At 67.5% G+C, this 26,098-nt stretch carries 26 protein-coding genes; 23 read left to right on the forward strand and 3 right to left on the reverse strand.

From position 1 onward, the window contains the following. The first annotated feature begins 188 nt into the window (after nt 1–188). The 3 genes from VARPA_RS04725 (at nt 189) to VARPA_RS04735 (ending at nt 2,156) form a co-directional block, all read left to right on the forward strand. Nucleotides 189–758: a DUF3455 domain-containing protein gene (locus VARPA_RS04725; RefSeq protein ID WP_013539411.1), complete on the forward strand. Its 570-nt coding sequence runs from the start codon at nt 189–191 to the stop codon at nt 756–758. Between the two features lie 142 nt (nt 759–900). Then, nucleotides 901–1,425, forward strand: coding sequence for a sigma-70 family RNA polymerase sigma factor (locus tag VARPA_RS04730; RefSeq protein WP_144299085.1), 525 nt, complete (start codon nt 901–903; stop codon nt 1,423–1,425). Continuing rightward, complete coding sequence (locus tag VARPA_RS04735) at nt 1,422–2,156, forward strand: anti-sigma factor domain-containing protein (protein ID WP_013539413.1); 735 nt, start codon at nt 1,422–1,424, stop codon at nt 2,154–2,156. Before VARPA_RS04730 ends, VARPA_RS04735 begins: the two co-directional genes overlap by 4 nt. Here VARPA_RS04735 and VARPA_RS04740 read toward each other — a convergent pair. Further along, the gene (locus tag VARPA_RS04740) at nt 2,143–3,348 is read right to left on the reverse strand and encodes an MFS transporter (RefSeq protein ID WP_013539414.1); all 1,206 of its coding nucleotides are present in this window, start codon (nt 3,346–3,348) and stop codon (nt 2,143–2,145) included. The genes VARPA_RS04735 and VARPA_RS04740 overlap by 14 nt on opposite strands. 89 nt (nt 3,349–3,437) lie before the next feature. On the opposite strand from VARPA_RS04740, the gene VARPA_RS04745 reads away from it, so the two are divergent. Next, nucleotides 3,438–4,067 (forward strand): 2-hydroxychromene-2-carboxylate isomerase, encoded by a 630-nt coding sequence (locus tag VARPA_RS04745; protein ID WP_041942774.1) that lies wholly within the window; start codon nt 3,438–3,440, stop codon nt 4,065–4,067. A gap of 40 nt (nt 4,068–4,107) precedes the next feature. On the opposite strand, the gene VARPA_RS04750 is transcribed toward VARPA_RS04745, so the two are convergent. Then, nucleotides 4,108–5,022: a LysR family transcriptional regulator gene (locus VARPA_RS04750; RefSeq protein WP_041943316.1), complete on the reverse strand. Its 915-nt coding sequence runs from the start codon at nt 5,020–5,022 to the stop codon at nt 4,108–4,110. A 183-nt stretch (nt 5,023–5,205) separates the two neighbouring features. On the opposite strand from VARPA_RS04750, the gene VARPA_RS04755 reads away from it, so the two are divergent. The 11 genes from VARPA_RS04755 (at nt 5,206) to VARPA_RS04805 (ending at nt 15,766) form a co-directional block, all read left to right on the forward strand. Further along, nucleotides 5,206–5,859, forward strand: coding sequence for a hydrolase (locus VARPA_RS04755; protein ID WP_013539417.1), 654 nt, complete (start codon nt 5,206–5,208; stop codon nt 5,857–5,859). A 30-nt stretch (nt 5,860–5,889) separates the two neighbouring features. Beyond that, complete coding sequence (locus VARPA_RS04760; protein WP_013539418.1) at nt 5,890–6,180, forward strand: DUF1427 family protein; 291 nt, start codon at nt 5,890–5,892, stop codon at nt 6,178–6,180. 80 nt (nt 6,181–6,260) lie between these two features. Continuing rightward, nucleotides 6,261–8,159 (forward strand): amidohydrolase, encoded by a 1,899-nt coding sequence (locus VARPA_RS04765; RefSeq protein WP_041942775.1) that lies wholly within the window; start codon nt 6,261–6,263, stop codon nt 8,157–8,159. Then, complete coding sequence (locus VARPA_RS04770; RefSeq protein ID WP_013539420.1) at nt 8,159–8,566, forward strand: DoxX family protein; 408 nt, start codon at nt 8,159–8,161, stop codon at nt 8,564–8,566. The genes VARPA_RS04765 and VARPA_RS04770 overlap by 1 nt, the downstream gene beginning before the upstream one ends. After that, on the forward strand, nt 8,559–10,139 hold the full coding sequence (locus VARPA_RS04775; RefSeq protein ID WP_013539421.1) for an MFS transporter: 1,581 nt from the start codon (nt 8,559–8,561) through the stop codon (nt 10,137–10,139). Before VARPA_RS04770 ends, VARPA_RS04775 begins: the two co-directional genes overlap by 8 nt. Before the next feature lie 54 nt (nt 10,140–10,193). Then, complete coding sequence (gene dapF / locus VARPA_RS04780) at nt 10,194–11,096, forward strand: diaminopimelate epimerase (RefSeq protein WP_013539422.1); 903 nt, start codon at nt 10,194–10,196, stop codon at nt 11,094–11,096. Continuing rightward, complete coding sequence (locus tag VARPA_RS04785; protein WP_013539423.1) at nt 11,093–11,788, forward strand: DUF484 family protein; 696 nt, start codon at nt 11,093–11,095, stop codon at nt 11,786–11,788. Before dapF ends, VARPA_RS04785 begins: the two co-directional genes overlap by 4 nt. Then, nucleotides 11,785–12,420, forward strand: coding sequence for a YdcF family protein (locus VARPA_RS04790; RefSeq protein ID WP_013539424.1), 636 nt, complete (start codon nt 11,785–11,787; stop codon nt 12,418–12,420). Before VARPA_RS04785 ends, VARPA_RS04790 begins: the two co-directional genes overlap by 4 nt. Then, nucleotides 12,404–13,357: a tyrosine recombinase XerC gene (locus VARPA_RS04795; protein WP_013539425.1), complete on the forward strand. Its 954-nt coding sequence runs from the start codon at nt 12,404–12,406 to the stop codon at nt 13,355–13,357. Before VARPA_RS04790 ends, VARPA_RS04795 begins: the two co-directional genes overlap by 17 nt. A gap of 29 nt (nt 13,358–13,386) precedes the next feature. After that, nucleotides 13,387–14,607: a class I SAM-dependent rRNA methyltransferase gene (locus tag VARPA_RS04800; protein ID WP_013539426.1), complete on the forward strand. Its 1,221-nt coding sequence runs from the start codon at nt 13,387–13,389 to the stop codon at nt 14,605–14,607. Between the two features lie 97 nt (nt 14,608–14,704). Then, on the forward strand, nt 14,705–15,766 hold the full coding sequence (locus VARPA_RS04805; protein ID WP_013539427.1) for a CobW family GTP-binding protein: 1,062 nt from the start codon (nt 14,705–14,707) through the stop codon (nt 15,764–15,766). A gap of 90 nt (nt 15,767–15,856) precedes the next feature. Here the strand turns inward: VARPA_RS04805 and VARPA_RS04810 are convergent, their stop codons facing one another. Next, complete coding sequence (locus VARPA_RS04810) at nt 15,857–17,365, reverse strand: YdgA family protein (protein WP_234974943.1); 1,509 nt, start codon at nt 17,363–17,365, stop codon at nt 15,857–15,859. A gap of 379 nt (nt 17,366–17,744) precedes the next feature. On the opposite strand from VARPA_RS04810, the gene dksA reads away from it, so the two are divergent. The 8 genes from dksA to VARPA_RS04855 all read left to right on the forward strand — a co-directional run bounded on the left by dksA (nt 17,745) and on the right by VARPA_RS04855 (nt 26,098). Then, the gene (gene dksA, locus VARPA_RS31545) at nt 17,745–18,719 is read left to right on the forward strand and encodes an RNA polymerase-binding protein DksA (RefSeq protein ID WP_234975032.1); all 975 of its coding nucleotides are present in this window, start codon (nt 17,745–17,747) and stop codon (nt 18,717–18,719) included. A 48-nt stretch (nt 18,720–18,767) separates the two neighbouring features. Beyond that, nucleotides 18,768–20,435 carry an STAS domain-containing protein gene (locus VARPA_RS04825; RefSeq protein ID WP_013539430.1) on the forward strand — a complete coding sequence of 556 codons (1,668 nt, stop codon included), beginning with the start codon at nt 18,768–18,770 and terminating at the stop codon, nt 20,433–20,435. A gap of 52 nt (nt 20,436–20,487) precedes the next feature. Beyond that, nucleotides 20,488–21,033 (forward strand): ATP-dependent protease subunit HslV, encoded by a 546-nt coding sequence (hslV, locus tag VARPA_RS04830; protein WP_013539431.1) that lies wholly within the window; start codon nt 20,488–20,490, stop codon nt 21,031–21,033. Nucleotides 21,034–21,035: 2 nt separating this feature from the next. Then, nucleotides 21,036–22,364 (forward strand): ATP-dependent protease ATPase subunit HslU, encoded by a 1,329-nt coding sequence (gene hslU, locus VARPA_RS04835; protein WP_013539432.1) that lies wholly within the window; start codon nt 21,036–21,038, stop codon nt 22,362–22,364. 272 nt (nt 22,365–22,636) lie between these two features. Next, entirely contained in the window at nt 22,637–23,065 is a 429-nt protein-coding gene (gene mraZ / locus VARPA_RS04840) for a division/cell wall cluster transcriptional repressor MraZ (RefSeq protein ID WP_013539433.1), read from the forward strand. 8 nt (nt 23,066–23,073) lie between these two features. Then, nucleotides 23,074–23,997, forward strand: coding sequence for a 16S rRNA (cytosine(1402)-N(4))-methyltransferase RsmH (gene rsmH / locus VARPA_RS04845; RefSeq protein ID WP_013539434.1), 924 nt, complete (start codon nt 23,074–23,076; stop codon nt 23,995–23,997). A gap of 2 nt (nt 23,998–23,999) precedes the next feature. After that, nucleotides 24,000–24,347, forward strand: a complete 348-nt coding sequence (gene ftsL, locus VARPA_RS04850) for a cell division protein FtsL (RefSeq protein ID WP_013539435.1) — start codon at nt 24,000–24,002, stop codon at nt 24,345–24,347. Then, nucleotides 24,344–26,098: a peptidoglycan D,D-transpeptidase FtsI family protein gene (locus tag VARPA_RS04855; protein WP_013539436.1), complete on the forward strand. Its 1,755-nt coding sequence runs from the start codon at nt 24,344–24,346 to the stop codon at nt 26,096–26,098. Before ftsL ends, VARPA_RS04855 begins: the two co-directional genes overlap by 4 nt.

A 26,098-nucleotide genomic window follows, 5' to 3' on the forward strand; every position in this document is an offset into this window, starting at 1 on the left:
TGTGAATCGGCTGGAAATTCGTCGCGCCGGGCGCCGGTTTCGGCTTTCTGCGGCAGCCTGTCGCAGAAAGCCCTCGGGGTCCGCGGCCGAAAAATATTTCGCATCCCCTGCATCCAAACGTGCATCCGGCGGGTAGTACCTGTCAGCAGCGAGGAGCTGCTGACCCTCTACAACCCAGGAGCAATTCCATGTCCATGCACACCACCTCCCGCTCGATCGCCGTTCTTGGCGCCATCTCCGCTGCCGCCGCCGTGCTCACCGCCTGCGGCTCGATGTCGATGGCCCCCACGTTCAACCAGTCCAGCCTGCCGCCCACCATCCAGGTGCCCGCCGGCAACAAGGTCGCCATGGAAACCGTCGGCGTGGGCGACATCACCTACGAATGCCGCGACAAGGCCAACACCCCCGGCGCGACCGAGTGGGTGTTCGTCGGCCCCGATGCCAAGCTGAATGACCGCAGCGGCAAGCAGGTCGGCAAGTACTACGGCCCGCCGGCCACCTGGGAGTCGATGGACGGCTCCAAGCTCACGGCCACGCAACTGGCCGTCGCGCCCTCGGGCCCCACCAGCCTGCCGTTCCAGCTCGTGAAGGCCAACCCGGCCGTGGGCTCGGGCGCGATGACGGGCGTGACCTACATCCAGCGCGTGGCCCTGCAAGGCGGCGTGGCACCGGCGGCCGTGCCCTGCACGCCCGCCACCAAGGGGCAGAAGCAGGTCGTGAAGTACCAGGCCGACTACATCTTCTACAAGGCGTCCTGAGAGGCGTCCTGACAGGCGTCCTGATGATTCGGGGGTGAATTGCAGCGGTGCGCGGTTGCTCCACTACGATGGGGCCGCCCACCACCCGCCGCAGACCTTGCCTCCCACATCCACCGCCCCCTTCGACTACGACGCCGCGCTCATGGCCTGCGCCCGCGGCGACCGTACTGCGTTGCAGCAGCTCTACCAGCGAGAGAGCCGCTACCTGATGGGCGTGGCGTTGCGCATCGTGCGACAGCGCCAGCAGGCCGAAGACGTGCTGCACGATGCCTTCATCAGCATCTGGCAGCGCGCCGAGAGCTTCAACCCCGCGCTCGGCGAAGGCCGGGGCTGGGTCTACAGCGTGGTGCGCCACGCGGCGCTGAACATGGTGCGCAGCAGCGCGCGGCAGGTGAGCCTGGATGAAGACGCGGCCGAAGCGGTCGACGACAGCGCTTCGCTCGCGGCGTATGCGGCGGCGGGCGACCCGTTCGAGCTGCGCGCCGACCTCGGCCGGTTGCACGGCTGCCTCTCGGGGCTGGAGCCGGCGCGGCGCGATTGCATCCTCTACGCGTACGTCGAAGGCTGCTCGCATGGCGAAATCGCCGAGCGGCTGCAGACGCCGCTGGGCACGGTGAAGGCCTGGATCCAGCGCGGCATGCGCGCGCTGCGGGAGTGCATGGGATGAGCAGCGCTGACGACATCACAGACAAAGACATCAACGACATCGACGGGCTGGCGGGCGCGTACGTGCTGGGCACGCTCTCGGCCACCGGGCGCGCGGCGGTCGAGGCGCGCATGCGCAGCGACCCGGCGCTACGCGAAGCCGTGCGCGCGTGGGAGGCGCGGCTGCAGCCTCTCACCGCGCTGGCGGAGCCGGCAGAGCCGTCGCCTTCGCTGTGGGCGCGCATCGAGCGCAGCGTCGATGGGCTGGGCAGGGCGTCGAAGGCGCAGGCTGCGGGCGTTGTCAATTGGTGGAACAACCTGAAGCTCTGGCGCGGGCTGGCCGCGGGCGGCTTCGCCACGGCGGCGCTGCTGCTGGCGGTGGTGGTCACGCGCGTCGGGGCACCGCCGGCCACGCAGTACATGGTGGTGCTGGTCGCGCCGGAGAACAAGTCGCCGGGCTGGGTGATCCAGGCGAACTCGTCGCGTCAGCTCAACCTCGTGCCGCTGGGCACCTTCGAGGTGCCGCCGCAGAAGACGCTGCAGTTCTGGACCAAGGCCGACCAGTGGCGCGGGCCGGTGTCGCTGGGCCTCGTCAAGCAACAGGGCCAGACGCTGCGCATTCCCATCGACAAGCTGCCGCCGCTGGAGCCGAACCAGCTCTTCGAGCTGACGCTGGAGCCGGAGAACGGCTCGCCGCTCGACCGGCCGACGGGGCCGATCCAGTTCATCGGGCGTGCGGTCAAGGTGATGTAGCGGAGGCATCGGCTGCTGCGGCCGACGCCCGGTGGCTGATCGCGGCGGCGATGCCGAGGGCGGCCATCAGCAAACACAGCGCGAGAATCACCCAACCCGTCTGCACCATGCCGGCCAGCGCACCGACCAGCAACCCCGCCACCGGCTGGCTCAGGTTGTTGAGCAGCACGATCACGCCGGTGGTCTTGCCGTACTCCTTGGCGGGAATGATCTTCTGCCGGTGCATGCGGATGTAGATGCTGAACATCTTGTCGAACCCGGTCACCAGCAGAAAGCCCAGCGCGTAGCCCCAGTGGCTGGGGCTGATGGCGGTGAGCACGCCGCCGCCGAGGATCAACAGGAACGACACCACGCCCATCTTGCGCAACGCGAACGCACCGCGCGCAATGGCCAGCAGCACGACCACGGTGGCGACCGCACCCAGCATCTGCAGGCCCGCGTAGTAGTTGGCCGAGCGCTGGTAGAGCCCGGTGACCAGCGCCGCCGAAGACGCGAGCGTGACGCCGATGACGAGGTTGACGCCCGCCGTCACCATGGTGAGCCGCATCAGGCCGGGCAGGCGCAGCACGTGCAGGAGGGCGGTCTGGATCGGGCGCAGAAAGTGCCCGGGCTCGGCGTGCGGTTCCCTCAGTTGCACCGGGTTGCCGTGCCGCCAGTACGCGGTGGCGGCATCGGCCAGCAGGAACAGCGCCGCCGCCGCGCCGACCACGGCCTGCCACGGCCAGTGCGCAAAGAGCGCGGCCGCCACCAGCGGGCCGAGCACCATGCCGGTCTGTTCGGCGGTCTGGGCGTGGGCCAGCACGCGGTCGAAGCGGTGGCCGTTGGCGGTCATCTGCGGCAGCATCACTTCGCGGGCCATCACGCCCTGCGTGGTGAGCACGCCGCACACGGCCGAGAGGCCCACGAGCCAGCCGATGCCGCCGAGCGCCTCGCTGCCCAGCACGCCGAGCAGGCACACCAGCGCGCGAAAGATCTGGCTCGCGCGCAGGAGCTTGAGCGGCGAAACGCGGTCGCACAGCGCGCCGCAGACGGGGAAAGACAAGAAGCGCGGAAAGGTCTCGGCCGCGAAGGCGTAGCCGGACCACGCCACGCTCTGCGTCACCTGGAACACCACGAGCGGCACCAGGAACAGCAGCATCTGGTCGGCCAGCCGGGAGACGAAGAGCGAGAAGAGGAAGGCGGGGAATTTCATCGCCGCGCTGCCGGCGCAGGCGCCGACCCCGAGGGCGAAAGGGTGAGGGGCGGGGCGTGGGCGGGCATGCGCTGAAGATAATCCCAAACATGATCGCGCTCGACTGCTACTACAGCCTCTCTTCCCCCTGGGCCTACCTCGGCGGCCCGCAACTTCAGGACATCGTGCGCCGCCACCATGTGCGGCTCACGCTCAAGCCCTACGACTTCCAGGCGGTGGTGCCGCAGACCGGCGGCATTCCGCTGAAGACGCGCCCCGAGCCGCGCCGCACGTACCACGCGCTGGAGCTGGCGCGCTGGAGCGACTACCTCGGCATGCCGATGAACCTGGAGCCCGCGCACTACCCGAAGGGCGCGCCCAGCGATCCGAACTGGAACAAGTACCCGGGCTGGATGGTGATCGCCGCGCAGCTCAAGGGGCTCGATGCGCAGCCGCTCTCGCATGCGCTGCTGCGCGCGCTGTGGGCCGAGGAGCGCGACACCTCGCAGGCCGATGTGCGGATCGCGGTCGCCAACGAGAACGGCTACGACGGCGCCTCGCTGCAGGCACTGGAGCAGATGGCCGAGACGCTGGCCGTGTACCGCGCGAACAGTGCGGAGGCGGTGGAAGCGGGCGTGTTCGGCGCGCCGACGTTCATCCTGAACGGGGAGCGGTTCTGGGGGCAGGACCGGTTGGCATTTCTCGATCGGGCGCTGGACAAGCTGCGCGCGGCGGGCTGAACGCCCGGCCGCGTCTCTCGCACCTTCATCGCCCGAACCTTCATCGCACGAACGACCGCGGCAGCAGCGCCGGCACCAGCGTGCGGTTCATGCGTTCGCGCCACCAGCGCAGCGCCTGTCCCTTCGCGCCGGTCTTCCACGCGAGCCAGAACACCTCGGGCGCGCGCGGCTCCTCGGTCGGCAGTTCGACCAGCGTGCCGCGTTCGAGCTCGTTGGCGATGCAGGCGCGCGGCAGAAAGCCGTGGCCAAGACCCGCAACCTGGCAGGCGACCTTCGCGGCCATCGACGGCACGGTGATGCGCGGCTGCCCCGCGAGCAGGCCGACAGTGCGGTCCGACAGCGTGCGCGCGGTGTCGCCCACCACGATGGCGTTGCAGTCGAGCAGGTCGCCGCGCTCCAGCGGACGCCCGAGCCGGGTGAGCGGATGGGTGGGCGCGACGCAGAACGCGAACTCGATGCTGCCCACGGTCGCCGCCTGGTAGCCGCCGCCGGCCGGGCCTTCGCCCGCGGCGATGACGATGTCGGCGCGGCCCTCGCGCAGCGCCTCCCAGCTGCCGGTGAGCGCCTCGCAGCCGACGCGCAATCGCGTGCCGCAGCGCAGGTCTTCGAAGGCGCGGATGTCGCCGATGAGCGCCTCGGTGGGAATGAGCGAGTCGTGCACCAGCCGCAGCTCCGACTCGTAGCCGGTGGCGATCTGCCGCATGCGCGATTCGAGGTCGCTCGCGGCACCGAGGAGCCAGCGGCCTTCCTTCAGCATTTCGTCGCCGGCGGCAGTGAGGCTCACGCGCGGGCCATTGCGCTCGAAGAGCAGCATGCCCAGCTGTTCCTCGAGCTTGCCGACCGCGTACGAGATGGTGGAGGGCACCTTGTTCAGGTGGGTGGCGGCGGCGGCAAAGGAGCCGTGACGCGCAATGGCGTCGACGACCTCGATGGCTTCCAGGCTGAGCTTGAGCACGCGGGGGCCCTTCAGGTGGGTGGGGAAAAAGGAATGATCGAAAACTTCGATCATTGGGGCTGAAAAGTTTCGTCAATGGCGGTGGATCGGGACCCGATGATTGAGCCCATGCCAAGGAGATTCCCTCCGAAAGCAATTGTGAATTCAATCGAATATCCGTTCAACCACCCAGGAGTGTTTTTCATGTCCATCCAAGCCACCCCCACCGCCGGTTCCAAGCTGCTGACCCCCGCCGATCACACGCTGGTGATGATCGACTTCCAGTCGCAGATGGCCTTTGCCACGCACTCGATCGACGCGGTGAACCTGCGCAACAACGCCGCGCTGGTGGCGCAGGCGGCGGCCGGCTTCAAGGTGTCGACCATCCTCACGACGGTCGCCGAAAAGAGCTTCTCGGGCCCGATGTTCAGCGAGATCACCGACGCCTTTCCCGGCCAGAAGATGCTCGACCGCACCTCGATGAACACATGGGAAGACGCGGCCGTGATCGACCGCGTGAACGAAATCGGCAAGCCGCGCATCGTGCTGGCGGGCCTGTGGACCAGCGTGTGCATCGTCGGCCCGGCGCTCTCGGCGCTGGACCAGGGCTTCGAGGTGTACGTGATCGCCGATGCCTGCGGCGACGTTTCCACCGAGGCGCACAACCGCGCGATGGACCGCATGGTGCAGGCCGGTGCGCGCCCGATGACCTCGCTGCAATACCTGCTGGAGCTGCAGCGCGACTGGGCCCGCGGCGACACGTACGAGCTGACCACCGGCATCGCGAAGAAGGTGGGCGGCGCTTATGGCATCGGCATCAACTACGCCAAGAGCATGTTCGGCGCTCACGAAGGTTGAGCGGACGAAGAACGAAAGAGAGCGCCGGCCATGAAGCCCTATGTCGTTTCCCTCGCACTCGGCCTTCTGGTCGGCGTGATCTACGCGCTCTTCCAGGTGCGCTCGCCGGCGCCGCCGGTGATCGCTCTGGTGGGGCTCCTGGGCATCCTGCTCGGCGAGCAGCTTCCGCCGCTGGTGCGGCAGGTGCTCGACCGGCCGGCCGCCACCTCGTGGCTGCATCACCAGGTCAAGCCCCATGTGTTCGGCGAGCTGCCGAAGTGCGTGAAGCCCGAGGCGGTGAAGACCGCTGCCACGCGTTCGTCGGATCGGAGCGACGCATGAGCTCCCCGGACCCGCAACGCCGCCATTTGCTTGGCGCCCTCGGCGCCCTTGCCGCAACCTCCCTCGCACCCGCATCGACCATGGCCAACACCCTGAACCCCACCCCCGACCTCATCCTGCGCAACGGCCGCTTCACCACACTGGACCGCGCCAATCCCACGGCCGACGCGGTGGCGATCAAGGACGGCCGCTTCACCCGCGTGGGCCGCGCCGAAGACGTGCTGCCGCTGGCCGGCAGCCACACCCGCGTGATCGACCTCGAGGGCAAGCGCGTGCTGCCGGGGCTCATCGACAACCACCTGCACATCATTCGCGGCGGGCTGAACTACAACATGGAGCTGCGCTGGGACGGCGTGCGGAGCCTGGCCGATGCGATGGGCATGCTCAAGCGCCAGGTGGCGATCACGCCCGCGCCGCAGTGGGTGCGCGTGGTGGGCGGCTTCACCGAGCACCAGTTCGCCGAGAAGCGCCTGCCGACCATCGCCGAGCTGAACGCGGTGGCGCCCGATACGCCGGTGTTCATCCTGCACCTGTACGACCGCGCGCTGCTCAACGGCGCCGCGCTGCGCGCCGTGGGCTACACCAAGGACACGCCCGCGCCGCCCGGCGGCGAGATCGTGCGCGACGGCGCCGGCAACCCCACGGGCCTGCTGCTGGCCAAGCCGAACGCGGCCATCCTCTACGCCACGCTGGCCAAGGGACCGAAGCTGCCCTTCGACTACCAGCTCAATTCGACGCGCCACTTCATGCGCGAGCTCAACCGCCTGGGCGTGACCGGCGCCATCGATGCGGGCGGCGGCAACCAGAATTTCCCCGACGACTACGAAGTGATCCGCAAGCTCCACGACGACGGCCAACTCACCATTCGCCTCGCCTACAACCTCTTCACGCAGAAGCCCAAGGCCGAGAAGGAAGACTTCCTGAACTGGACGGCGAACTCGACGTACAAGCAAGGCGACGACTATTTCCGCCACAACGGCGCGGGCGAGATGCTGGTGTTCTCGGCGGCCGACTTCGAAGACTTCCGCCAGCCGCGTCCCGACATGGCGCCCGAGATGGAAGGCGAGCTCGAAGGCGTGGTGCGCATCCTGGCGCAGAACCGTTGGCCGTGGCGCATGCACGCGACCTACGACGAAACCATCAGCCGGTCGCTCGACGTGTTCGAGAAGGTCAACAAGGACACGCCGCTCGCGGGCCTGAACTGGTTCTTCGACCATGCCGAGACGATTTCCGAGAAGTCGATGGACCGCATCGCCGCGCTCGGCGGCGGCGTGGCGGTGCAGCACCGCATGGCCTACCAGGGCGAGTATTTCGTGGAGCGCTACGGCGCCGGCGCGGCCGAGGCCACGCCGCCGGTCAAGCGCATGCTCGAGCGCGGCATGAAGGTCTCGGCCGGCACCGACGCAACGCGCGTGGCCTCGTACAACCCGTGGGTGTCGCTGTCGTGGCTGGTCACGGGCAAGACGGTGGGCGGCATGCAGCTCTACCCGCAACGCAACTGCCTGGACCGCGAGGGCGCGCTGCGCATGTGGACCGAGAACGTCACCTGGTTCTCGAACGAAGAGGGCAAGAAAGGCCGCATCGAGGCCGGCCAGCTCGCCGACCTGGTGGTGCCCGACCGCGATTTCTTCGCCTGCGCCGAATCGGAGATCGCCGACACGACCGCGCTGCTCACGATGGTGGGCGGCAAGGTGGTCTACGGCGCCGGCCCGTTCGCCGCGCACGACGAAGGCACGCTGCCGCCGGCCATGCCCGACTGGTCGCCCGCGCGCACCTTCGGCGGCTATGCCGGCTGGGCCGACACGGCCGAAGGCGCACCGCTGCAGAAGGTCATGCGCAACGCGGCGGCAGCCTGCGCCTGCGCCAACGACTGCAACGTGCACGGCCACCAGCACGCGACGGCATGGAGCAGCAAGCTGCCCATTGCCGACCTGAAAAGCTTCTGGGGCGCGCTCGGCTGCGCCTGCTGGGCGGTGTGATGAAGACGATGCACTGGACCCTTTCGCCCGCCGTGCGCTGGATCGCCTTGCTGCTGCTGTGCGCGGCCTACCTGCAGGGCGGCCTGAACAAGGCGATGGACTTCGACGCCGCCATCGGCGAGATGAATCACTTCGGCCTGTCGCCGGCCGGCCCGCTGGCCGTGGCGGTGATCGTGCTGGAACTGGGCGCCGCGGTGCTCATCCTCGTCGGCTTCTGGCGCTGGCTCGGCGCGCTCGCGCTCGGCGGCTTCACACTGATGGCAACCTTCGTCGCGCTGCGTTTCTGGGAAATGCCGGTGGGCCCCGAGCGCTTCATGGCCGCGAACTCTTTCTTCGAACACCTGGGCCTGGTCGGCGGCTTTCTGCTCGTCGCCTGGCTCGATCTCAAGGAGCGCCAGGATGACTGAGCCTCAAAAATCCGCCGGCGCCTTCGCGCCGCTGCGCCAGCCGGTCTTCGCGGTGCTGTGGGCCGCCACGGTGCTGGGCAACATCGGCAGCTTCATGCGCGACGTGGCCAGTTCGTGGCTCGTCACCGACCTGTCGGCGAGCCCGACGGCGGTGGCGCTGATCCAGACGGCGGCGACGCTGCCGATCTTCCTGCTGGCGATTCCGGCGGGCGTGCTGTCGGACATCCTCGACCGGCGGCGCTTTCTGATCTTTGTGCAGGTGATGCTGGGCGCGGTGAGCGGCACGCTGCTGGTGCTCTCGCACACCGGTTCGCTCACGGTCGAATATTTGGTCGCGCTGACCTTCGTGGGCGGCATCGGCGCGGCGCTGATGGGGCCGACCTGGCAGTCGATCGTGCCGGAGCTGGTGCCCCGCAGCGAGCTCAAGGGCGCGGTGGCGCTCAACTCGCTGGGCATCAACATCGCGCGCTCCATCGGGCCGGCGGCGGGCGGGCTGATCCTCGCGAGCTTCGGCGCGGCCGCCACCTACGGGCTCGACGTGCTGAGCTATGTGTTCGTGATCGCGGCGCTGCTGTGGTGGAAGCGCCCGGCGGCGGTCGACAGCGGGCTGTCGGAGAACTTCTTCGGCGCCTTCCGCGCGGGCATCCGCTACACGCGGGCCAGCAAGGAACTGCACGTGGTGCTGCTGCGCGCGGCGGTGTTCTTCCTGTTCGCGAGCTCGGTGTGGGCGCTGCTGCCGCTGGTGGCGCGCCAGATGCTCGGCGGCACGGCGAGCTTCTACGGCATCCTGCTCGGCGCGGTGGGCGCGGGCGCCATCGGCGGCGCGCTGGTGATGCCGCGGCTGCGCGCCCGGCTCGATGCCGACGGCATGCTGCTGCTCGCTTCGCTGCTCACGGCCGCGGTGATGGGCGGCCTGGTGTTCGCGCCGCCGCAGTGGCTCGCGGTGCTGATGCTGCTGGTGCTGGGCCTGGGCTGGATCATTGCGCTGACCACGCTCAACGGGGTGGCGCAGTCGATCCTGCCGAACTGGGTGCGCGGGCGCGGACTCGCCGTGTACCTGACGGTGTTCAACGGCGCGATGGCGGCCGGCAGCCTGGGCTGGGGCCTGATCGCGCAGCAGATCGGCGTGCCGGCCACGCTGGTGGCGGGCGCGGTGGGCCTGGTGGTGATGGGCCTCGTGTTCCACCGCGTGCGGCTGCCCGCCGGCGAGGCCGACCTGCAGGCCTCGAACCATTGGCCCGAGCCTCTGCTGGCCGAGCCCGTGGCGCACGACCGCGGGCCCGTGATGATCCAGGTCGAGTACCGCATCCGCAAGGAAGACCGGCCGGCCTTCATGGCGGCGATGAAGAAGCTCTCGCTGGAGCGCCGCCGCGACGGCGCCTACGCCTGGGGCGTGCACGAGCACACGAACGACGCGGAACGGGTGATGGAGTGGTTCCTCGTGGAGTCGTGGGCCGAGCACCTGCGCCAGCACCACCGCGTGTCGCACGCCGATGCCGACCTGCAGGCCGAGGCGCTGCGCTTTCACATCGGGCCGGACAAGCCCGAGGTGCATCACTTCCTGTCGCTGTAGCGGGTTTGGCGCCGCCGGGTCGTCACCGGCGGTGCCGGTGGCGATAATCCCCCGATGCGAATCCGCTTTACCAAGATGCAGGGCGCCGGCAACGATTTCGTCGTGCTGGACGAAACCCGCGGCACGCTGGGCCTCAGTGCCGCGCAGTACCGCTTTTTGGCCGACCGCCATTTCGGCGTCGGCGCCGACCAGATCCTCACCGTGCGGCCATCGCCCGCGGAAGGCATCGACTTTCAATACGTGATCCACAACGCCGACGGCGGCGAGGTCGAGCAGTGCGGCAACGGCGCGCGCTGCTTCATGCGCTTCGTGAAGGAGCACAAGCTCACCGACAAGACCCAGGTGCGCGTGCAGACGCTGGCCGGCGTGATCGAGCCGCGCATGGGCGCCGACGGCCGCGTGACGGTCGACATGGGCGCCCCCATCTTCGAGGCCGCGCGCGTGCCCTTCGACACCGCCGGGCTCGATGCACAGCCCGATGGTTCCTGGGAAAAGTGGCACCTGGCGCTGGGCACCCGGGCCGGCAGCCCGATCGTGTCGGTCGCGGTGCTCTCGATGGGCAATCCGCACGCGGTGCAGGTGGTCGACAACGTCGACACCGCGCCGGTGGCCGAGCAGGGCCCGCAGATCGAGCACCACCCGCGCTTTCCGCAGCGGGTGAACGCGGGCTTCATGCAGGTGGTCGATCGCTCCCATATCAAGCTGCGCGTGTTCGAGCGCGGCGCCGGCGAAACGCTGGCCTGCGGCACGGGCGCCTGCGCGGCGGTGGTCGCAGGCATCCGGCTCGGGTTGCTGGAGTCACGCGTCGACGTGCAGACGCACGGCGGCATCCTCACGATCGAATGGCAGGGCGAGGGCCAGCCGGTGCTCATGACGGGCCCGGCCACGACGGTGTTCGAGGGCGACATCGACGTACCCGACGTGCCCGAAGTACCCGAAATTTCGGAACAGCCATGACCAATTCCACTCACGACAACGACGCCATGAACCCGATCACCGAAGACGACATCGCCAATTACCTGGCGAACACGCCCGACTTCTTCGAGCGCCATGCCCAGTTGCTGGCGCAGGTGCAGCTCACCAGCCCGCACGGCAACCGCGCGGTGAGCCTGCAGGAGCGTCAGGCCGAGATGCTGCGCGAGAAGATCAAGGCGCTGGAGCATCGCCTGATGGACATGGTGCGCCACGGCACCGAGAACGTCGTCATTGCCGACCGGCTGCAGCGCTGGACCAGCGGCTTGCTGACCACGCGCGACCCGCGCAGCCTGCCGTACCGGATCGCGGTCGATCTGCAGTCGCTGTTCCTGGTGCCGCAGACGGCGATCAAGGTGTGGGACTGCAGCAGCGACTACCTCAACGAAGCCTATGCCCAGTGGGTGAGCGACGACGTGAAGGCGCTGGCCACTTCGCTCACTTCGCCGTACTGCGGCCTGAACTCGGGCTTCGAGGCCGCCAACTGGCTGCCGGAGCCGCAGGCTGCGATGTCGATCGCGCTGATTCCGCTGCGCGCCGATGCCGAATCGCCGGCCTTCGGCTTGCTGGTGCTGGCATCGCCCGACGCACAGCGCTTCAACGCCGAGATGGGCACCGATTTTCTCGAGCGCATCGCCGAGCTGGCCTCGGGCGGCCTCTCGCGGCTGCGTCCTTGAACCGGCCGCGCTGGCTGCGCCGGCCGTGGCAGGTCGCGCTGCTCGGCGCGCTGCTGGTTCTGGCGTTGGTCTATGCGGCGATTGCCGCCGTCATCTGGAAGCGCGCCGACGAGCTGCTGGACAACCCGCCGCAAAGGCCCGCCGATGCGGCGCTGATCCTGGGGAGCCGGGCCTACCTCGACGGCAGGCCGAATCCCTGTCTCACGGGCCGCGTCGATACCGGCATTGCGCTGGCGCAGGCCGGGCGGGTGAAGCAACTGGTGTTCACGGGCGGCGTCGACAAGGAAGACGGACGCATCGAGGCCGACGTGATGCAGCAGCACGCGCAAGGCCTGGGCTTTGCGGGGCCGATGCTGCAGGAGCCCGCGTCCACGTCCACGCGGCTGAATCTTTCGCTCTCGCGCCCGCTACTGCAGGCGGCCGGGGTGCGCAGCGTGGTGATCGTGTCGGAGCCGTATCACCTGTGGCGCGTCGAGCGGCTGGTGCGCATGAGCGGGTTCGACCAGACCTTCGACGTGCAGTACGCCGCCGCGCCCACTTCGTGCTGGCGCCGCTGGGGCATGCTGTTCAAGGGCGCATTGCGCGAGCCGGCAGCCATCATCAACAATGCCGGCCATGGCTATCTCTTCTGAGCCGACCGCATCCGCTGTGCCGGACTGGATCGCGAAGTACCTGGAGCATGTGCGCGTGGAGCGCCGGCTCGCGGCGCGCACGGTCGAGCTCTACGCCTTTCACCTGCAGGCGCTGAGGGAAAACGCGGCCGAGGCCAATCTGCCGCTGGACCGCGTGCAGACCGCCCACATCCGGCGCTGGATGGCCAAGCTGCACAGCGCCGGTCGCGAGCCGCGCGGCATTGCGCTGGTGCTGTCGTGCTGGCGCAGCTTCTACCGCTGGCTCGGGCATGAAGGCCTGATCGGCTTCAACCCGGTGCAGGACGTGCATGCGCCCAAGGCCGGCCGGCCGCTGCCCAAGGCGCTGGGCGTGGACGATGCGGTGCAGCTGGCCGAGCTGCACGACGAAGACGCCGACCCGTGGATCGAAGCGCGCGACCGCGCCATCGTCGAAATACTCTACGGCTGCGGCCTGCGCGTGAGCGAACTCACGGGGCTCGATGCACAGGCGAGCAACACGGCGCTCGGCTGGGTCGATCTCGACGCGAAGGAAGCCAACGTGCTCGGCAAGGGCAGCAAGCGCCGCATCGTGCCGGTGGGCAGCAAGGCGGCCGAGGCGCTGCAGGAGTGGCTGGACGTGCGCGGCGACCGTTCGGTGCCCGCGCTCTTCGTCAGCAGCAAGGGCGCGCGGATGTCGTCGCAGGCGGTGTGGAAGCTGCTGCGCGAACGCAGCCTGAAGGCCGGCCTTGCCGCGCCTGTGCATCCCCACATGCTGCGGCACTCGTTCGCGAGCCACGTGCTGCAGTCGAGCAGCGACCTGCGCGCGGTGCAGGAGCTGCTGGGGCACGCGAACATCGCGACCACGCAGATCTATACGCGGCTGGATTTCCAGCATCTGGCGAAGGCCTATGACGCGGCGCATCCGCGCGCGAAGGCCCGGACCGACAAAGACAAATAAGTAAGCAAGCAAGCAAGCCAGGTAAAAAAATGAAAACCCTTCGCCTCAAACCCGGCAAAGAGCGCTCGATGCAGCGCCGCCATCCGTGGGTCTTCGAATCCGCCATCGCGCGCGGCGGTGCCGACTCGGGCGAGACGGTGCGCGTGGAATCGCACGACGGCGCGTTCCTCGCGTGGGCGGCGTTCAGCCCGATCTCCAAGATCCGTGCGCGGGCCTGGAGCTTTGTCGAAACGCAGCGCATCGACGCCGCGTTTCTCGCGTCGGTGTGCGAGCGCGCCGTGCGTGCGCGCGGCCTCTTCGATCTGCAGAGTGACGGCGTGCGGCTGGTGCATGGCGAGGCGGACGGGCTGCCGGGGCTGATCGTCGACCGCTATGGCGACACGTTGGTCGCGCAATTCCTCTCGGCCGGCGTGGAGCGCTGGAAAGACGTGCTGGTCGATGCGCTGCTCACGGCCACGGGCCTCACGAAGTTCTACGAGCGCTCCGACGCCAGCGGCCGCGAGCGCGAAGGCCTGAAGCCGGTCACGGGCTGGCTGCGCGGGGAGGGCGCCACCGAAATCACGATCCGCGAGCACGACTGGAAACTCTCGCTCGACATCGCGACCGGCCACAAGACCGGCTTCTACCTCGATCAGCGCGACAGCCGCCAGCGCTTTGCCGAACTCGCGAAGCACCGGCGCTTCAAGCGCGTGCTGAACTGCTTCTGCTACACGGGCGGCTTCACCGTCGCGGCGCTGGCGGGGCTGAAGGCCGCGGGAGCGCTCGAGGGGGCCGAACTGGTGTCGGTCGATTCGTCGCAGCCGGCGCTGAACTTCGCGCGGGCCAACATCGCGCTCAACGGCTTCGGCGGCGAAGGCTCGGGCGTGAAGACCGAGTTTCTCGATGCGAACGTGAACACCGTGCTGCGCGAGTTCATCGACCAGGGCCGCACCTTCGATGCCATCGTGCTCGATCCGCCGAAGTTCGCGCCCACGGCGGCGCATGCCGAGCGCGCGGCGCGGGCCTACAAGGACATCAATCGCCTCGCGCTCAAGATCCTGGAGCCGGGCGGCGTGCTGCTGACTTTCTCGTGCTCGGGCGGCATCTCCGCCGACCTGTTCCACAAGATCGTGGCCTCGGCCGGGCTGGATGCGAATGTCGACGGTTACATCAGCGAACGCCTGGGTGCGGCACCCGACCATCCAATGACGATCGAATTCCCGGAAGGGGAGTATTTGAAGGGCCTGGTGGTGGTGAGAAAGCCCGCCTGAAAAGGCCGCTTGACCCCTTCGGCAACGCAACTCAGTGGCATTGGCTAAACTGCCCGCCACCCCCGTTTTTTAGTTTTTCCGCTTCGGAGCACCCCTCATGGCCCTCATCCCCGCGACCATCCTCACCGGCTTCCTCGGCTCGGGCAAAACCACGTTGCTCAAGCGCATCCTGACCGAGGCCCACGGCCAGAAGATCGCGGTCATCGAGAACGAGTTCGGCGAAGAGAACATCGACAGCGACATCCTCGTGACCGAATCGAAAGAGCAGATCGTGCAGATGAGCAACGGCTGCGTCTGCTGCACGATCCGCGAAGACCTGCGCGAGGCGCTGCAACTGCTGGCCGCCAAGAAGCGCCAGGGCCTCTTGGATTTCGACCGCGTGGTGATCGAGACCACCGGCCTCGCGGACCCCGGCCCGGTGGCGCAGACCTTCTTCATGGACGACGAAATCGCCGAGAGCTATTTGCTCGACTCGATCCTCACGCTGGTGGACGCCAAGCACGCGCCGCAGCAACTGAACGACCGCCAGGAAGCGCGCCGCCAAGTCGGTTTTGCCGACCAGATCTTCATCAGCAAGAGCGAGCTGGTGTCGGCCGAGGAAACCGAGGCGCTGATTCATCGCCTGAAGCACATGAACCCGCGTGCGCCGCAACAGAAGGCGCACTTCGGCGATGTGCCGCTCAAGGACATCTTCGACCTGCGCGGCTTCAACCTGAACGCCAAGCTGGACATCGATCCGGACTTCCTGAAGGAAGACGACCACGATCACCACGACCACGCTGGGCATGACCACGCCCATGGCGAGGCGTGCGATCACCCCTCGCACAAGCACGAAGGCCACGGCCACCATCACCACACCGACGACGACGTCAAGAGCTTCGTCTACAAGGCGGACCGCGCCTTCGATCCGGCCAAGCTCGAAGACTTTCTGGGCGCGATCGTCAACATCTACGGCCCGCGCATGCTGCGCTACAAGGGCGTGCTGAACATGAAGGGCACCGAGCGCAAGGTGATCTTCCAGGGCGTGCACCAGTTGATGGGCAGCGACCTGGGCCCGGAGTGGGGCAAGGACGAAAACCGCCAGAGCCGCATGGTGTTCATCGGCATCGAGCTGCCGCGCGAAATTCTCGAGCAGGGGCTCGAGCAGTGCCTGTTGTGACGACGGCCCGCTGCTGATTTATCCAAGGAAAAAGGCGCTGCCCCGCAAGGGACAGCGCCTTTTTCATGGCCTGGCAGGTCTGGCAGGGGCTTACTTGCCCAGTTCGGTCAGTGGCTTGCCATTGACCTTCAGGTTGCCTTCGCTGAACTCGACCTGCCCGGTGACATGTTCGCCGTCACGCTTGACGAAGCCGCTGGCCTCGCCTTGCTCGACCAGCCCCGCCACCATTTCGGGCGGCGGCGTCTGGCCGCTCTCGGCTCCGGTGGCGGCGATCTGCTCGAGCCATTGCACCGGCAGCCGCGCATTGGCCTTGAACACGCCGCGCTTCATCAGGAGGGCCATGCCGGGGGCCTGCAGGTCTTCGTCGGTCACGCCGACCATGCCGGCGGTGTAGCTGAGTTCGCCGCGCTTGCCGCCGATCTCGACCACCATCTTGTCCAGCCCGAATTCGGGGCTGTACTTGGCCATGGCCTTCAGATCGGGGGCGAGCTGGTCGGCCAGCGCCTTCATCGCGGCCTGGGTGGCCTTGCTGCTCTTGCCGCAGCCTGCCGCCGCGCTGGACTGCAGGTAGGCGTCGGCCAGCTTCTTGTAGCCGGCGGCGTGGATGCGGCGGCCGCCGCTGGACATCTCGAACTTGTCGATGCTGGTCTCGCCGATCTTGCCCTGGCCCTTGAGGGTGCCTTCGGAGGCGTAGAGGCCGTCCTTGATCGTGGCTTCGCCGTTCAGGTCGACGTTCTGCAGCAGCACCTTCACGGGCTTGTGCGTGCCGGCCGGCGCGTCGGCATCGGCGCTGCCGCCGAGGCCCTTGGTGGCGGAGAACTCGAAGGCGTCCAGGCGCCCCTCGGTCTTGCCGGTGGCCAGGATCCAGCCCGCGCTGCCGTCCATGTCGGCCTTGGCCGTGATCTTGCCCATCTTCATCTGCACGCCCTTGGCCGCGTAGTTGAAGTCCAGGCCCGGCATCGTCATGTCGTAGCGCGCCTTGGTGCGGGCGGCGTTCACTTCGATGTGCGCCTGCGCGCCCTGCCAGGCGAATTCGCCCTTGCCTTCTTCGGCCAGCTTGACGGGCGCGACCGCCATGTCGATGGCGTAGCTGCCGTCGAAGTTGACCTTGGTGAATGCCGTCAGCGGCTTGGCCTTGCCGAAGAACTTCTCGGCTTGCGCCTGGCCCTTGATGTCGAGCACCAGCTCGCTGTCGATGGTGGCCGCCGCGAACTTGCCGCCGGCGATCGGGCCGTGGTGGATGGTGTCGCGGATGGTGATGCGCAGGGGCTTGGGCGGCTTGGCGTCCGCTTCGTCGCCGTCTTCTTCCTCCTGCGGCTCCTCGCCTTCCGCGGGCTTGGCGGCGGGCGCCTGCGCCACGGCCGGGGCGGTGGCGGCATCGGCCGCACAGCCGATTTCCAGCGTCACGGTGCTCACGGCACCGAAGAAGTTGCGCTCGTATTTGCGCTCGGTCACGCGCACCAGCGCGGTCTGCTTGGGCATCTCGTCGAGCGCGGTCTCGTAGATCGAACGGACCTTCGATCCGGTCCACCAGGTGCTCCCTCCGTAGGCGACGACGATGGCCGCGGCCACGGCTCCCAAAACTACTTTCTTGCTCAAGGCTTGCTTTCTTTTATCGAATGATCGGATGGGCCCGCGCCGCCCCGAGGGAGCGGCAGCCCCGCGTCACCCCCTCCGGCGACGCGGGCCGATGCTACCGGAGCCAACCGGCATGCAGACACATCGCCCGCGGTTTCGAGTTCTCTATACAATCGCGCGCCTGTTCCGGGAGCCACACCCAGTCCTCTTGGACGAGATGTGACTTCCGGCACGGGGCGCCGCGGGTTTCTGTAGGGCTTTCGGGGGTATAACCCCGGGGTTCGCAACCGCGAGCACCCCGACAACGTGGAGCCCGCGCGGCACGAAAGCCGCGAGTGGTTCCCATGGGAGGAGACACCCAGTGAAAGCGCGTTCCAGTTCGTCCAAGGAGCCAGTCACCGTGAAGAAACCCGCCGCCAAGGCCACGCCAGCATCCAAGCCCGCCGCAAAGAAGGCGACGGCTGCGAAGGCTGTACCCGCGGCGAACAAGGTTTCCGCCACCGCGAAGGCGCCTGCAACGAAGGAGAAAAGCGCGTCCAAAAAGCCCGCAGCACCACCGGCCAAGGCCGCCACCGCTGCGACAAAGAAGTCCGTCAAGCCCGCCAAGCCTGCAACAGCAACCAAGACCGCAGGCACGGGTCCATCGTCATCCAAACCCGTCGGCCGCCCTGCTGCCGTTCCTTCTGCTCCCCCGATCCCCATGAAAAAAACGGCTGCCGCCTCCTCTTCCGCCCCGGCGACACCCTCGATGCCCGCTCAAACCGCCACGCCCGCACCCGCCGCGCGTGGGGGCCGTGTGTCCCGGCTGTCGCAACTGACCGTCCCCTCGATGCCGCAATCCGTGGCATCGACCGCCGCGAAGTCCAGCTTCTCGCAAGCACCGTCCACCGCGCTGGTGCCGCCGCCGCCGCTGGCCGTCAAGAAAGACCCCAAGCTCGCGAACAACTGGAAGACCAAGTCGGCCGCCGAGCTGACCGATGCCGAAGTCATCGCGATGCCCGACACCGAGTACATGAACGAAAAGCAGATGGCGTTCTTCCGCCTGAAGCTCGAAGAACTCAAGCGCGGCATCCTGGAAAACGCCGGCGAGACCACCGAGCACCTGCGTGAAGACACGGTGGTCGTGCCCGATCCGGCCGACCGCGCGACCATCGAGGAAGAACACGCCCTCGAACTGCGCACCCGCGACCGCGAACGCAAGCTGCTCAAGAAGATCGAGCAGTCGATCCAGCGCATCGACGCCGGCGACTACGGCTACTGCGACGAGACCGGCGAGCCGATCGGCGTCGGCCGCCTCCTGGCCCGCCCGACCGCCACGCTGTCGCTCGAGGCGCAACAGCGCCGCGAACTCAAGCAGAAAATGTTCGGGGATTGAACCGGGTCAAGGTAGATAAACCCCAGCCCGTTCGATAGTCTTCACCGAATGCCAAAGGAAGAATCGGGCCGTCTTTTCTCGAAGGTGGCCAAGTTTGTCCGCAATCCGCTCAAGGATTGGTCGGAGCTGGATGCGCCTTCCTCCACGACGTCGGACTCCTCGCTCCCCGAGCAGACCTACAGCCGGGAGATGCTCAAGGAGATGATCGAGCGGCGCCAGCGCAACGATTTCGTTCGCCGGCGCGAGTTCGACATGCTTCGCAAGCTCCGACAGCGCGAAGCGGCCGCCCATGCCTTCGAGGGAACGGTCACACCCTCGTCGTTCAACATCAACAGCTCTTCGGAAAAGTCCGAGGGCCGCGCGCTCACGCTCAAGAAGATCGACGAGATCGAAGAGCAGATGTCGCAGCAGTGGTGGAAGGGCCGCGGCCCGAACGGCGAGACGCTGGTCAACCCGCCGCCCGATGCCGGCGCCGAAACGCTGCCGCCGGTGCATGTCGACGATCTGCTTCAGCCGCCCCCGGTGCACCGCGCCGTCGCGGCTGTGGCGGCGCCCGTCGAAGTCGCGGGTGCGGTTGCTGCGGGCGGTGCGCCGCCGCTCTTGTCTTCCCGGCTGGCGCACGACGGCGCGCTCGAAGAAGCGGTGATCCGCTTTGCCCATGGCGACGACGCCGGCGCCGAGGCGATCCTGCTGCAGGCCCTGGCCTCCGAAAGCGCGCCGGCCGCCGACGGCGAGAACGACGCCGCGGCCGAGCGCGACGACAGCCGCTGGCGCACCCTGTTCGACCTGTACCGCGCCACCGGCGATGCCGCCAAGTTCGCGGCCGCCCGCATGCGCTATGCGCAGCGCATGAAGCGCATGGGCCCCGACTGGGTGTCGCTCGAAGACCTAGCGCGCAGCGTGAAGGCGGTGACTGCGAGCGAAGATGCGGCAGAGCAGGGCGAGGGCGGTGGTGCCCAGGCCGACTGGAGCAGCCCCGCGCGCCTGTCCCGCGAAGGGCTGATGAGCCTCACGCGCGCGCTGTCGCAGGCCGGTTCGGTCTGGACGCTCGACTGGCGCCCCTTGACCGCCATCGAACCCGAAGCTGCCGCGCCGCTGCGGGTGCTGCTGACGCACTGGGCCGATTCGCCGGTCAAGCTGCGCTTCATCGGCACCGCGCAACTGCTGGCGGTGCTGGCCGAAGCGGCGCCCAACAACGAACGCGGCACCGACGACGTCTGGTGGCAACTGCATCTGGCCGCGCTGCGGGTGATGCACCTGCCCGACGATTTCGAACTGGTGGCGCTCAACTACTGCATCACCTACGAGGTGTCGCCGCCGTCCTGGCAGGACCCGATCGGCGAATGCACCGCGCTCGCCGCGCCGCCGCCGAGCCGCAGCAGCTCGGTGTGGTCGCTGCTGTCGAGTGCCGAATCGGAGAGCTTCCCGACGCACGACACCGGCTTTGCCGCGCTGGCGGGCGATTTGCGGGGCGAATCGCTGTCGGCGTGGCAGCGGCTGGACACCGACCTGCGCCACACCACGGCGCCCGTCATTTCATGCGCGGCGCTGCTGCGCATGGATCTCGCCGCCGCCGGCACGCTGCTGAGCTGGGTGCGGGCGCGGGATGCCGATGGCGAGCGGGTGCAGTTCGTCGATGCGCACCGGCTGATCGCTGCGTTGTTCGGGCTCGTGGGCATTACCGACCACGCAACCGTAGCCGTTCGAAAGAACTGAAACCACCCTGTTTCGGGGTTGCATTGCCCTCGGCCATCCCCAGATGGCTGCGATGGAACAGTTTCACGGCACCACCATCGTGAGCGTGCGCCGCAAGACCCCTCAAGGCGACCAAGTCGCCATTGGCGGGGACGGGCAGGTCACTCTCGGCAATATCGTCATCAAGGGCACGGCGCGCAAAGTGCGCCGCCTCTATCACGGCAAGGTGCTGGCCGGCTTTGCCGGCGCCACCGCCGACGCCTTCACGCTCTTCGAGCGCTTCGAGGCCAAGCTCGAAAAGCACCAGGGCCACCTCACCCGGGCGGCGGTCGAGCTCACCAAGGACTGGCGCACCGACCGCGTACTGCGCAAGCTCGAGGCCATGCTGGCCGTGGCGGACGCCACCACCTCGCTCATCATCACCGGCAACGGCGACGTTCTCGAACCCGAAGACGGCGTGATCGCCATCGGCTCGGGCGGTGCGTATGCCCAGTCGGCGGCCAAGGCACTGATCGAGAACACCGACCTTTCGGCCGAGCAGATCGTGCGCAAATCGCTGGGGATCGCCGGAGAAATCTGCATTTACACGAACATGAACCACACGGTGGAAGCGCTCTGACCATGTCCATGACCCCCCATGAAATCGTTTCCGAGCTCGACAACCACATCGTCGGGCAGCCCGCCGCCAAGCGCGCGGTGGCCATCGCCCTGCGCAACCGCTGGCGCCGCCAGCAGGTCGACGAGAAGCTGCGCAGCGAAATCACCCCGAAGAACATCCTCATGATCGGCCCGACGGGCGTGGGCAAGACCGAGATCGCCCGCCGTCTCGCGCGCCTGGCGGATGCGCCCTTCATCAAGGTCGAGGCGACCAAGTTCACCGAGGTGGGCTACGTTGGAAAAGACGTCGATTCGATCATTCGCGACCTCGCCGAAATCGCCGTCAAGCAGACCCGCGAATCCGAGAGCGCCAAGGTGCGCGCGCGCGCCGAGGACGCGGCCGAAGACCGCATCCTCGACGTGCTGCTGCCCCCGGCGCGCGGTGCCGACGGCGCGACCGCGGCAATCGATGGACCCAATCCCACGCGACAGGCTTTCCGCAAGAAGCTGCGCGAGCACCAGCTCGACGACAAGGAAATCGAACTCGACCTCGCCGAGACCCGCACGCCGCTCGAAATCATGGGCCCCGCTGGCATGGAGGAAATGACCGAGCAACTGCGCGGCATGTTCGGCCAGATGGGCGGCGGCAAGCGCAAGACGCGCAAGCTCAAGATCGCCGAGGCGCTGCGCCTCCTGATCGACGAGGAGGCCGCCAAGCTGGTCAACGAGGACGAGATCCGCGCGCAGGCGATCACCAACGCCGAGCAGAACGGCATCGTCTTCATCGACGAGATCGACAAGGTTGCGACGCGCAGCGAAGCGCAGGGCTCCGACGTGTCGAGGCAAGGCGTGCAGCGCGATTTGCTGCCGCTGGTCGAGGGCACGGCCGTGACCACCAAGTACGGCGTGGTGCGCACCGACCACATGCTGTTCATCGCGAGCGGCGCGTTCCACCTGAGCAAGCCGAGCGACCTGATCCCCGAGCTACAGGGGCGTTTTCCGATTCGTGTCGAGCTGCAATCGCTCTCGGTGTCGGACTTCGAAAGCATCCTCACGCAGACCCGCGCATCGCTCGTGAAACAGTACCAGGCGCTGCTCGCGACCGAGGGTGTGACGCTCGATTTCCAACCCGACGGCGTGACCCGCCTGGCGAGCATCGCCTTCGAGGTGAACGAGCGCACCGAGAACATCGGCGCGCGCCGTTTGTCGACCGTGATGGAGCGCCTGCTCGATGAGGTAAGCTTCGGCGCGGCCCGCATCGAGGGTCAGACGATCCGCATCGATGCCGCTTACGTCGACGAGCGCCTTGCGGCACTAAGTCACGACGAAGACCTCTCGCGCTTCATCCTCTGAAGCAGCTTCTTCTTCCCCCTGTAACGGGGGAATGCTTCACGCTTTACTTTCACTGCGTGAGCTAAGTACTTCATTTTCAACGAAATTCGCCGATTCCGAGGTTTTGGAATCGGCGCTAAGTCGTTGATTCCATTACAAAAAATACCACCAGCGGCCAGTTGCGCCCCAAGTGTTTCCTGCTACAGTGCAAAAAAGTGCAGTTAAGTGGGAAAAAGTGCGGGTAGTGCCTCTTTCGGGCATTGCAGTACCTCCCAACACAGGGGTTTGTGGTCGTGTTTCAAGGCGCTTCATCGCTCAGTCTGGATGCCAAGGGGCGGCTCTCCGTGCCGACCCGGCACCGTGACGTCCTGAGCGCGACGGCAGGCGGCCAGCTCACGATCACCAAGCATCCGCATGGGTGCCTCATGGTGTTCCCCCGTCCCGAATGGGAAAAATTCCGCGAGCGCATCGCCGCGCTGCCGATGTCGGCGCAGTGGTGGAAGCGCGTCTTCCTCGGTAACGCGATGGACGTCGAGATGGACGGCACCGGCCGCATCCTGGTCTCGCCCGAGCTGCGCGCCGCCACCGGCATCGCACGCGACACGCTGCTGCTGGGCATGGGCAACCACTTCGAACTCTGGGACAAGGCCACGTACGAGGCCAAGGAGGCCGAGGCCACCCAGGGCGAGATGCCGGATGTGTTTCAGGACTTCGCGTTCTGAGGACCCACGTGAACACCCCATGGACCCATACGACCGTCTTGCTGAACGAAGCGGTGGAAGCCCTTCTTTCCGGCAGCACGGCAGCCACCGGCACCTACGTGGACGCCACCTTCGGTCGGGGAGGGCACGCGCGGGCGATCCTCGCGAGGCTGGCGCCGGAAGGCAGGCTGATCGCATTCGACAAGGATGCGGAAGCAGTGGCCGAAGCAGCGCGCATCTCGGATGCGCGTTTTTCTATCCGGCACCAGGGATTCCGTTCGCTGGGCGAGCTGCCCGATGCGAGCGTCAACGGCTTGCTGATGGACCTGGGCGTGAGTTCGCCGCAAATCGACAACCCGGTGCGCGGCTTCAGTTTTCGATTCGACGGCCCGCTCGACATGCGCATGGACACCACGCGCGGCGAGAGCGTGGCCGAGTGGCTGGCAACGGCCGAACTTCAGCAGATTGCAGAGGTGATCCGTGACTATGGCGAAGAACGGTTTGCTGTTCAGATTGCAAAGGCGATTGTTGCTCGCCGACAAGAACGGGGCCCAATTTCAACCACCACCGAACTGGCCGAGCTCGTGGCTGGCACGGTCAAAACCCGCGAGCAGGGCCAGAACCCTGCAACGCGCACATTTCAGGCTTTTCGGATTTTCATCAACGCCGAGCTTGAAGAGCTGCAACAGGCGCTAGAGGCGAGCCTGTCCGTGTTGCAGCCCGGCGGCCGGCTCGCGGTGATCAGCTTCCACTCGCTGGAAGACCGCATCGTCAAGCAGTTCATCGCCAAGCACTCGAAAGAGGTCTACGACCGCCGGGCGCCCTTCGCTGCGCCCAAGGTGATGAAGCTCAACGCGCTCGAGCGCATCAAGCCGTCCGAAGACGAAGTGCGCGGCAATCCGCGCTCGCGCAGCGCGATCCTGCGCGTCGCCGAACGCACCGAGGCCAACTGATCATGGCCCGCTTGAACCTGCTCCTGCTGATGGCCGTCATCGCGACGTCGCTCTATCTCGTCCATACGCAGTACCGCTCGCGCCAGCTCTACACCGAGCTCGACCGCGTGCAGCAGGAAGCTCGCCGTCTCGAAACCGACCACGACCGTCTGCAAGTCGAGAAGCGTGCGCAGGCCACGCCGTTGCGCGTCGAGAAGCTCGCCAAGGAGCAGCTTCAGATGCGCACCACCACGCCGGCGATCACGCAGTACGTGCGCCCGGACGGTTCGGTGATTCCGGCCATCGCGCCGCTGCCGCCCGTCGTGCCGCCGAAGCCGGCCGCCACCACCGCCAGGGGGGCTGCACGATGAGCCGTCGCGACCGCAGCGTTCGCTACACCACCAGCCCCTTGCTCGCGAGCAAGACGCCGGTGTGGCGCAGCAAGTTCATCGTCGCGGGCATCGCCTTCGGCTTCCTCGGGCTGGCGGGGCGCGCCGCGTACGTGCAGGTCTTCAACAACAGCTTCTTCCAGCGGCAGGGCGAAGTGCGCTTTGCGCGCACGCTCGAGCTGCCTGCCAACCGCGGCCGCATCCTGGACCGCAACGGGCTCATCCTCGCCTCCAGCGTGGTGGCGCCCAGCATCTGGGCGATTCCGGAAGACATCGAGCGCGACGACCCCGAGGTGCGCGCCAAGCTCAAGCTGGTGGCCAAGCTGCTCGAGATGCCGCAGAAGGACTTCGACAAGAAGCTGCAGGACGAGGACAAGACCTTCGTCTGGATCAAGCGCCAGGTCGACGAACCCATCGCCAAGCAGATCGCCGCGATGAACCTCAAGGGCATCTACCAGCGCAAGGAATACAAGCGCCAGTACCCCGAGGGCGAGGCGGCCGCGCACGTGGTGGGCTTCACCAACGTCGAAGACAGCGGCCAGGAAGGCATCGAGCTCGCGTTCAACAAGGAGCTGGCCGGCAAGGCGGGCTCGCGCCGCGTCATCAAGGACCGCCTGGGCCGCGTGGTCGAAGGCGTGGGCGACATCGTGCCGCCGCTGGACGGCCAGGACATCCAGTTGAGCGTCGACAGCAAGGTGCAGTTCTTCGCCTACCAGAAGCTGCGCGACGCGGTGACCGCGCGCAAGGCCAAGGCCGGCAGCGTGGTGGTGCTCGACTCCATCACCGGCGAGGTGCTGGCGCTGGCCAACTACCCGAGCTACGTGCCCGACAAGCGCCAGAACCTCACCGGCGAACAGCTGCGCAACCGCGCCGTCACCGACACCTTCGAGCCCGGCTCGACGATGAAGCCCATCACCGTCGGCATGGCGCTGGAAGCCGGCCGCGTGAAGCCTTCGACGCTGATCGAAACCGGCCCCGGCCGATACCAGCTCGGCGGCTTCACCATCAGCGACACGCACAACTACGGCACGCTGACGGTCGAGGGCGTGATCCAGAAGTCGAGCAACGTAGGCGCGCTCAAGATCGCCCAGAAGATGACCCCGCACGAGATGTGGGACACCTACACCGCGCTCGGCTACGGCCAGAAGCCGCAGATCCAGTTCCCCGGCGCCGTGACGGGCCGGCTGCGTCCATGGAAGACCTGGAAGCCGGTCGAGCAGGCCACCATGGCCTACGGCTACGGCCTGTCGGCATCGCTGTTCCAGATGGCGCACTCGTACACGGCGTTCGCGCACGACGGCTCGATCATCCCGGTCACCATCCTGAAGAACTCCGAGCCGCCGGTCGGCGTGCGGGTGTTCTCGCCCTCCAATGCGCTGGCGGTGCGCAAGATGCTGCAGATGGCCGCCGGACCCGGCGGCACCGGCACGCGCGCGCAGACGGTCGGCTACTCGGTCGGCGGCAAGTCGGGCACGGCCCACAAGCAGGTCGGCAAGGGCTACGCAAGCAACAAGTACCGCGCCTGGTTCACCGGCATGGCGCCCATCGAGAAGCCGCGCATCATCGTCGCGGTGATGATCGACGAGCCCAGCGACGGCCAGTATTTCGGCGGCGTTGCGGCAGCGCCCGTGTTCAGCGAAGTCGTGCAGCAGACGCTGCGCATGATGAACGTCGCGCCCGATCTGGCGGTCAAACCCCTTGTGATGACGCAGGGCGTCGACGAGAGCTTCTGA

The sequence above is a fragment of the Variovorax paradoxus EPS genome (assembly GCF_000184745.1).
In the GTDB taxonomy this organism is placed as follows: domain Bacteria; phylum Pseudomonadota; class Gammaproteobacteria; order Burkholderiales; family Burkholderiaceae_C; genus Variovorax; species Variovorax paradoxus_C.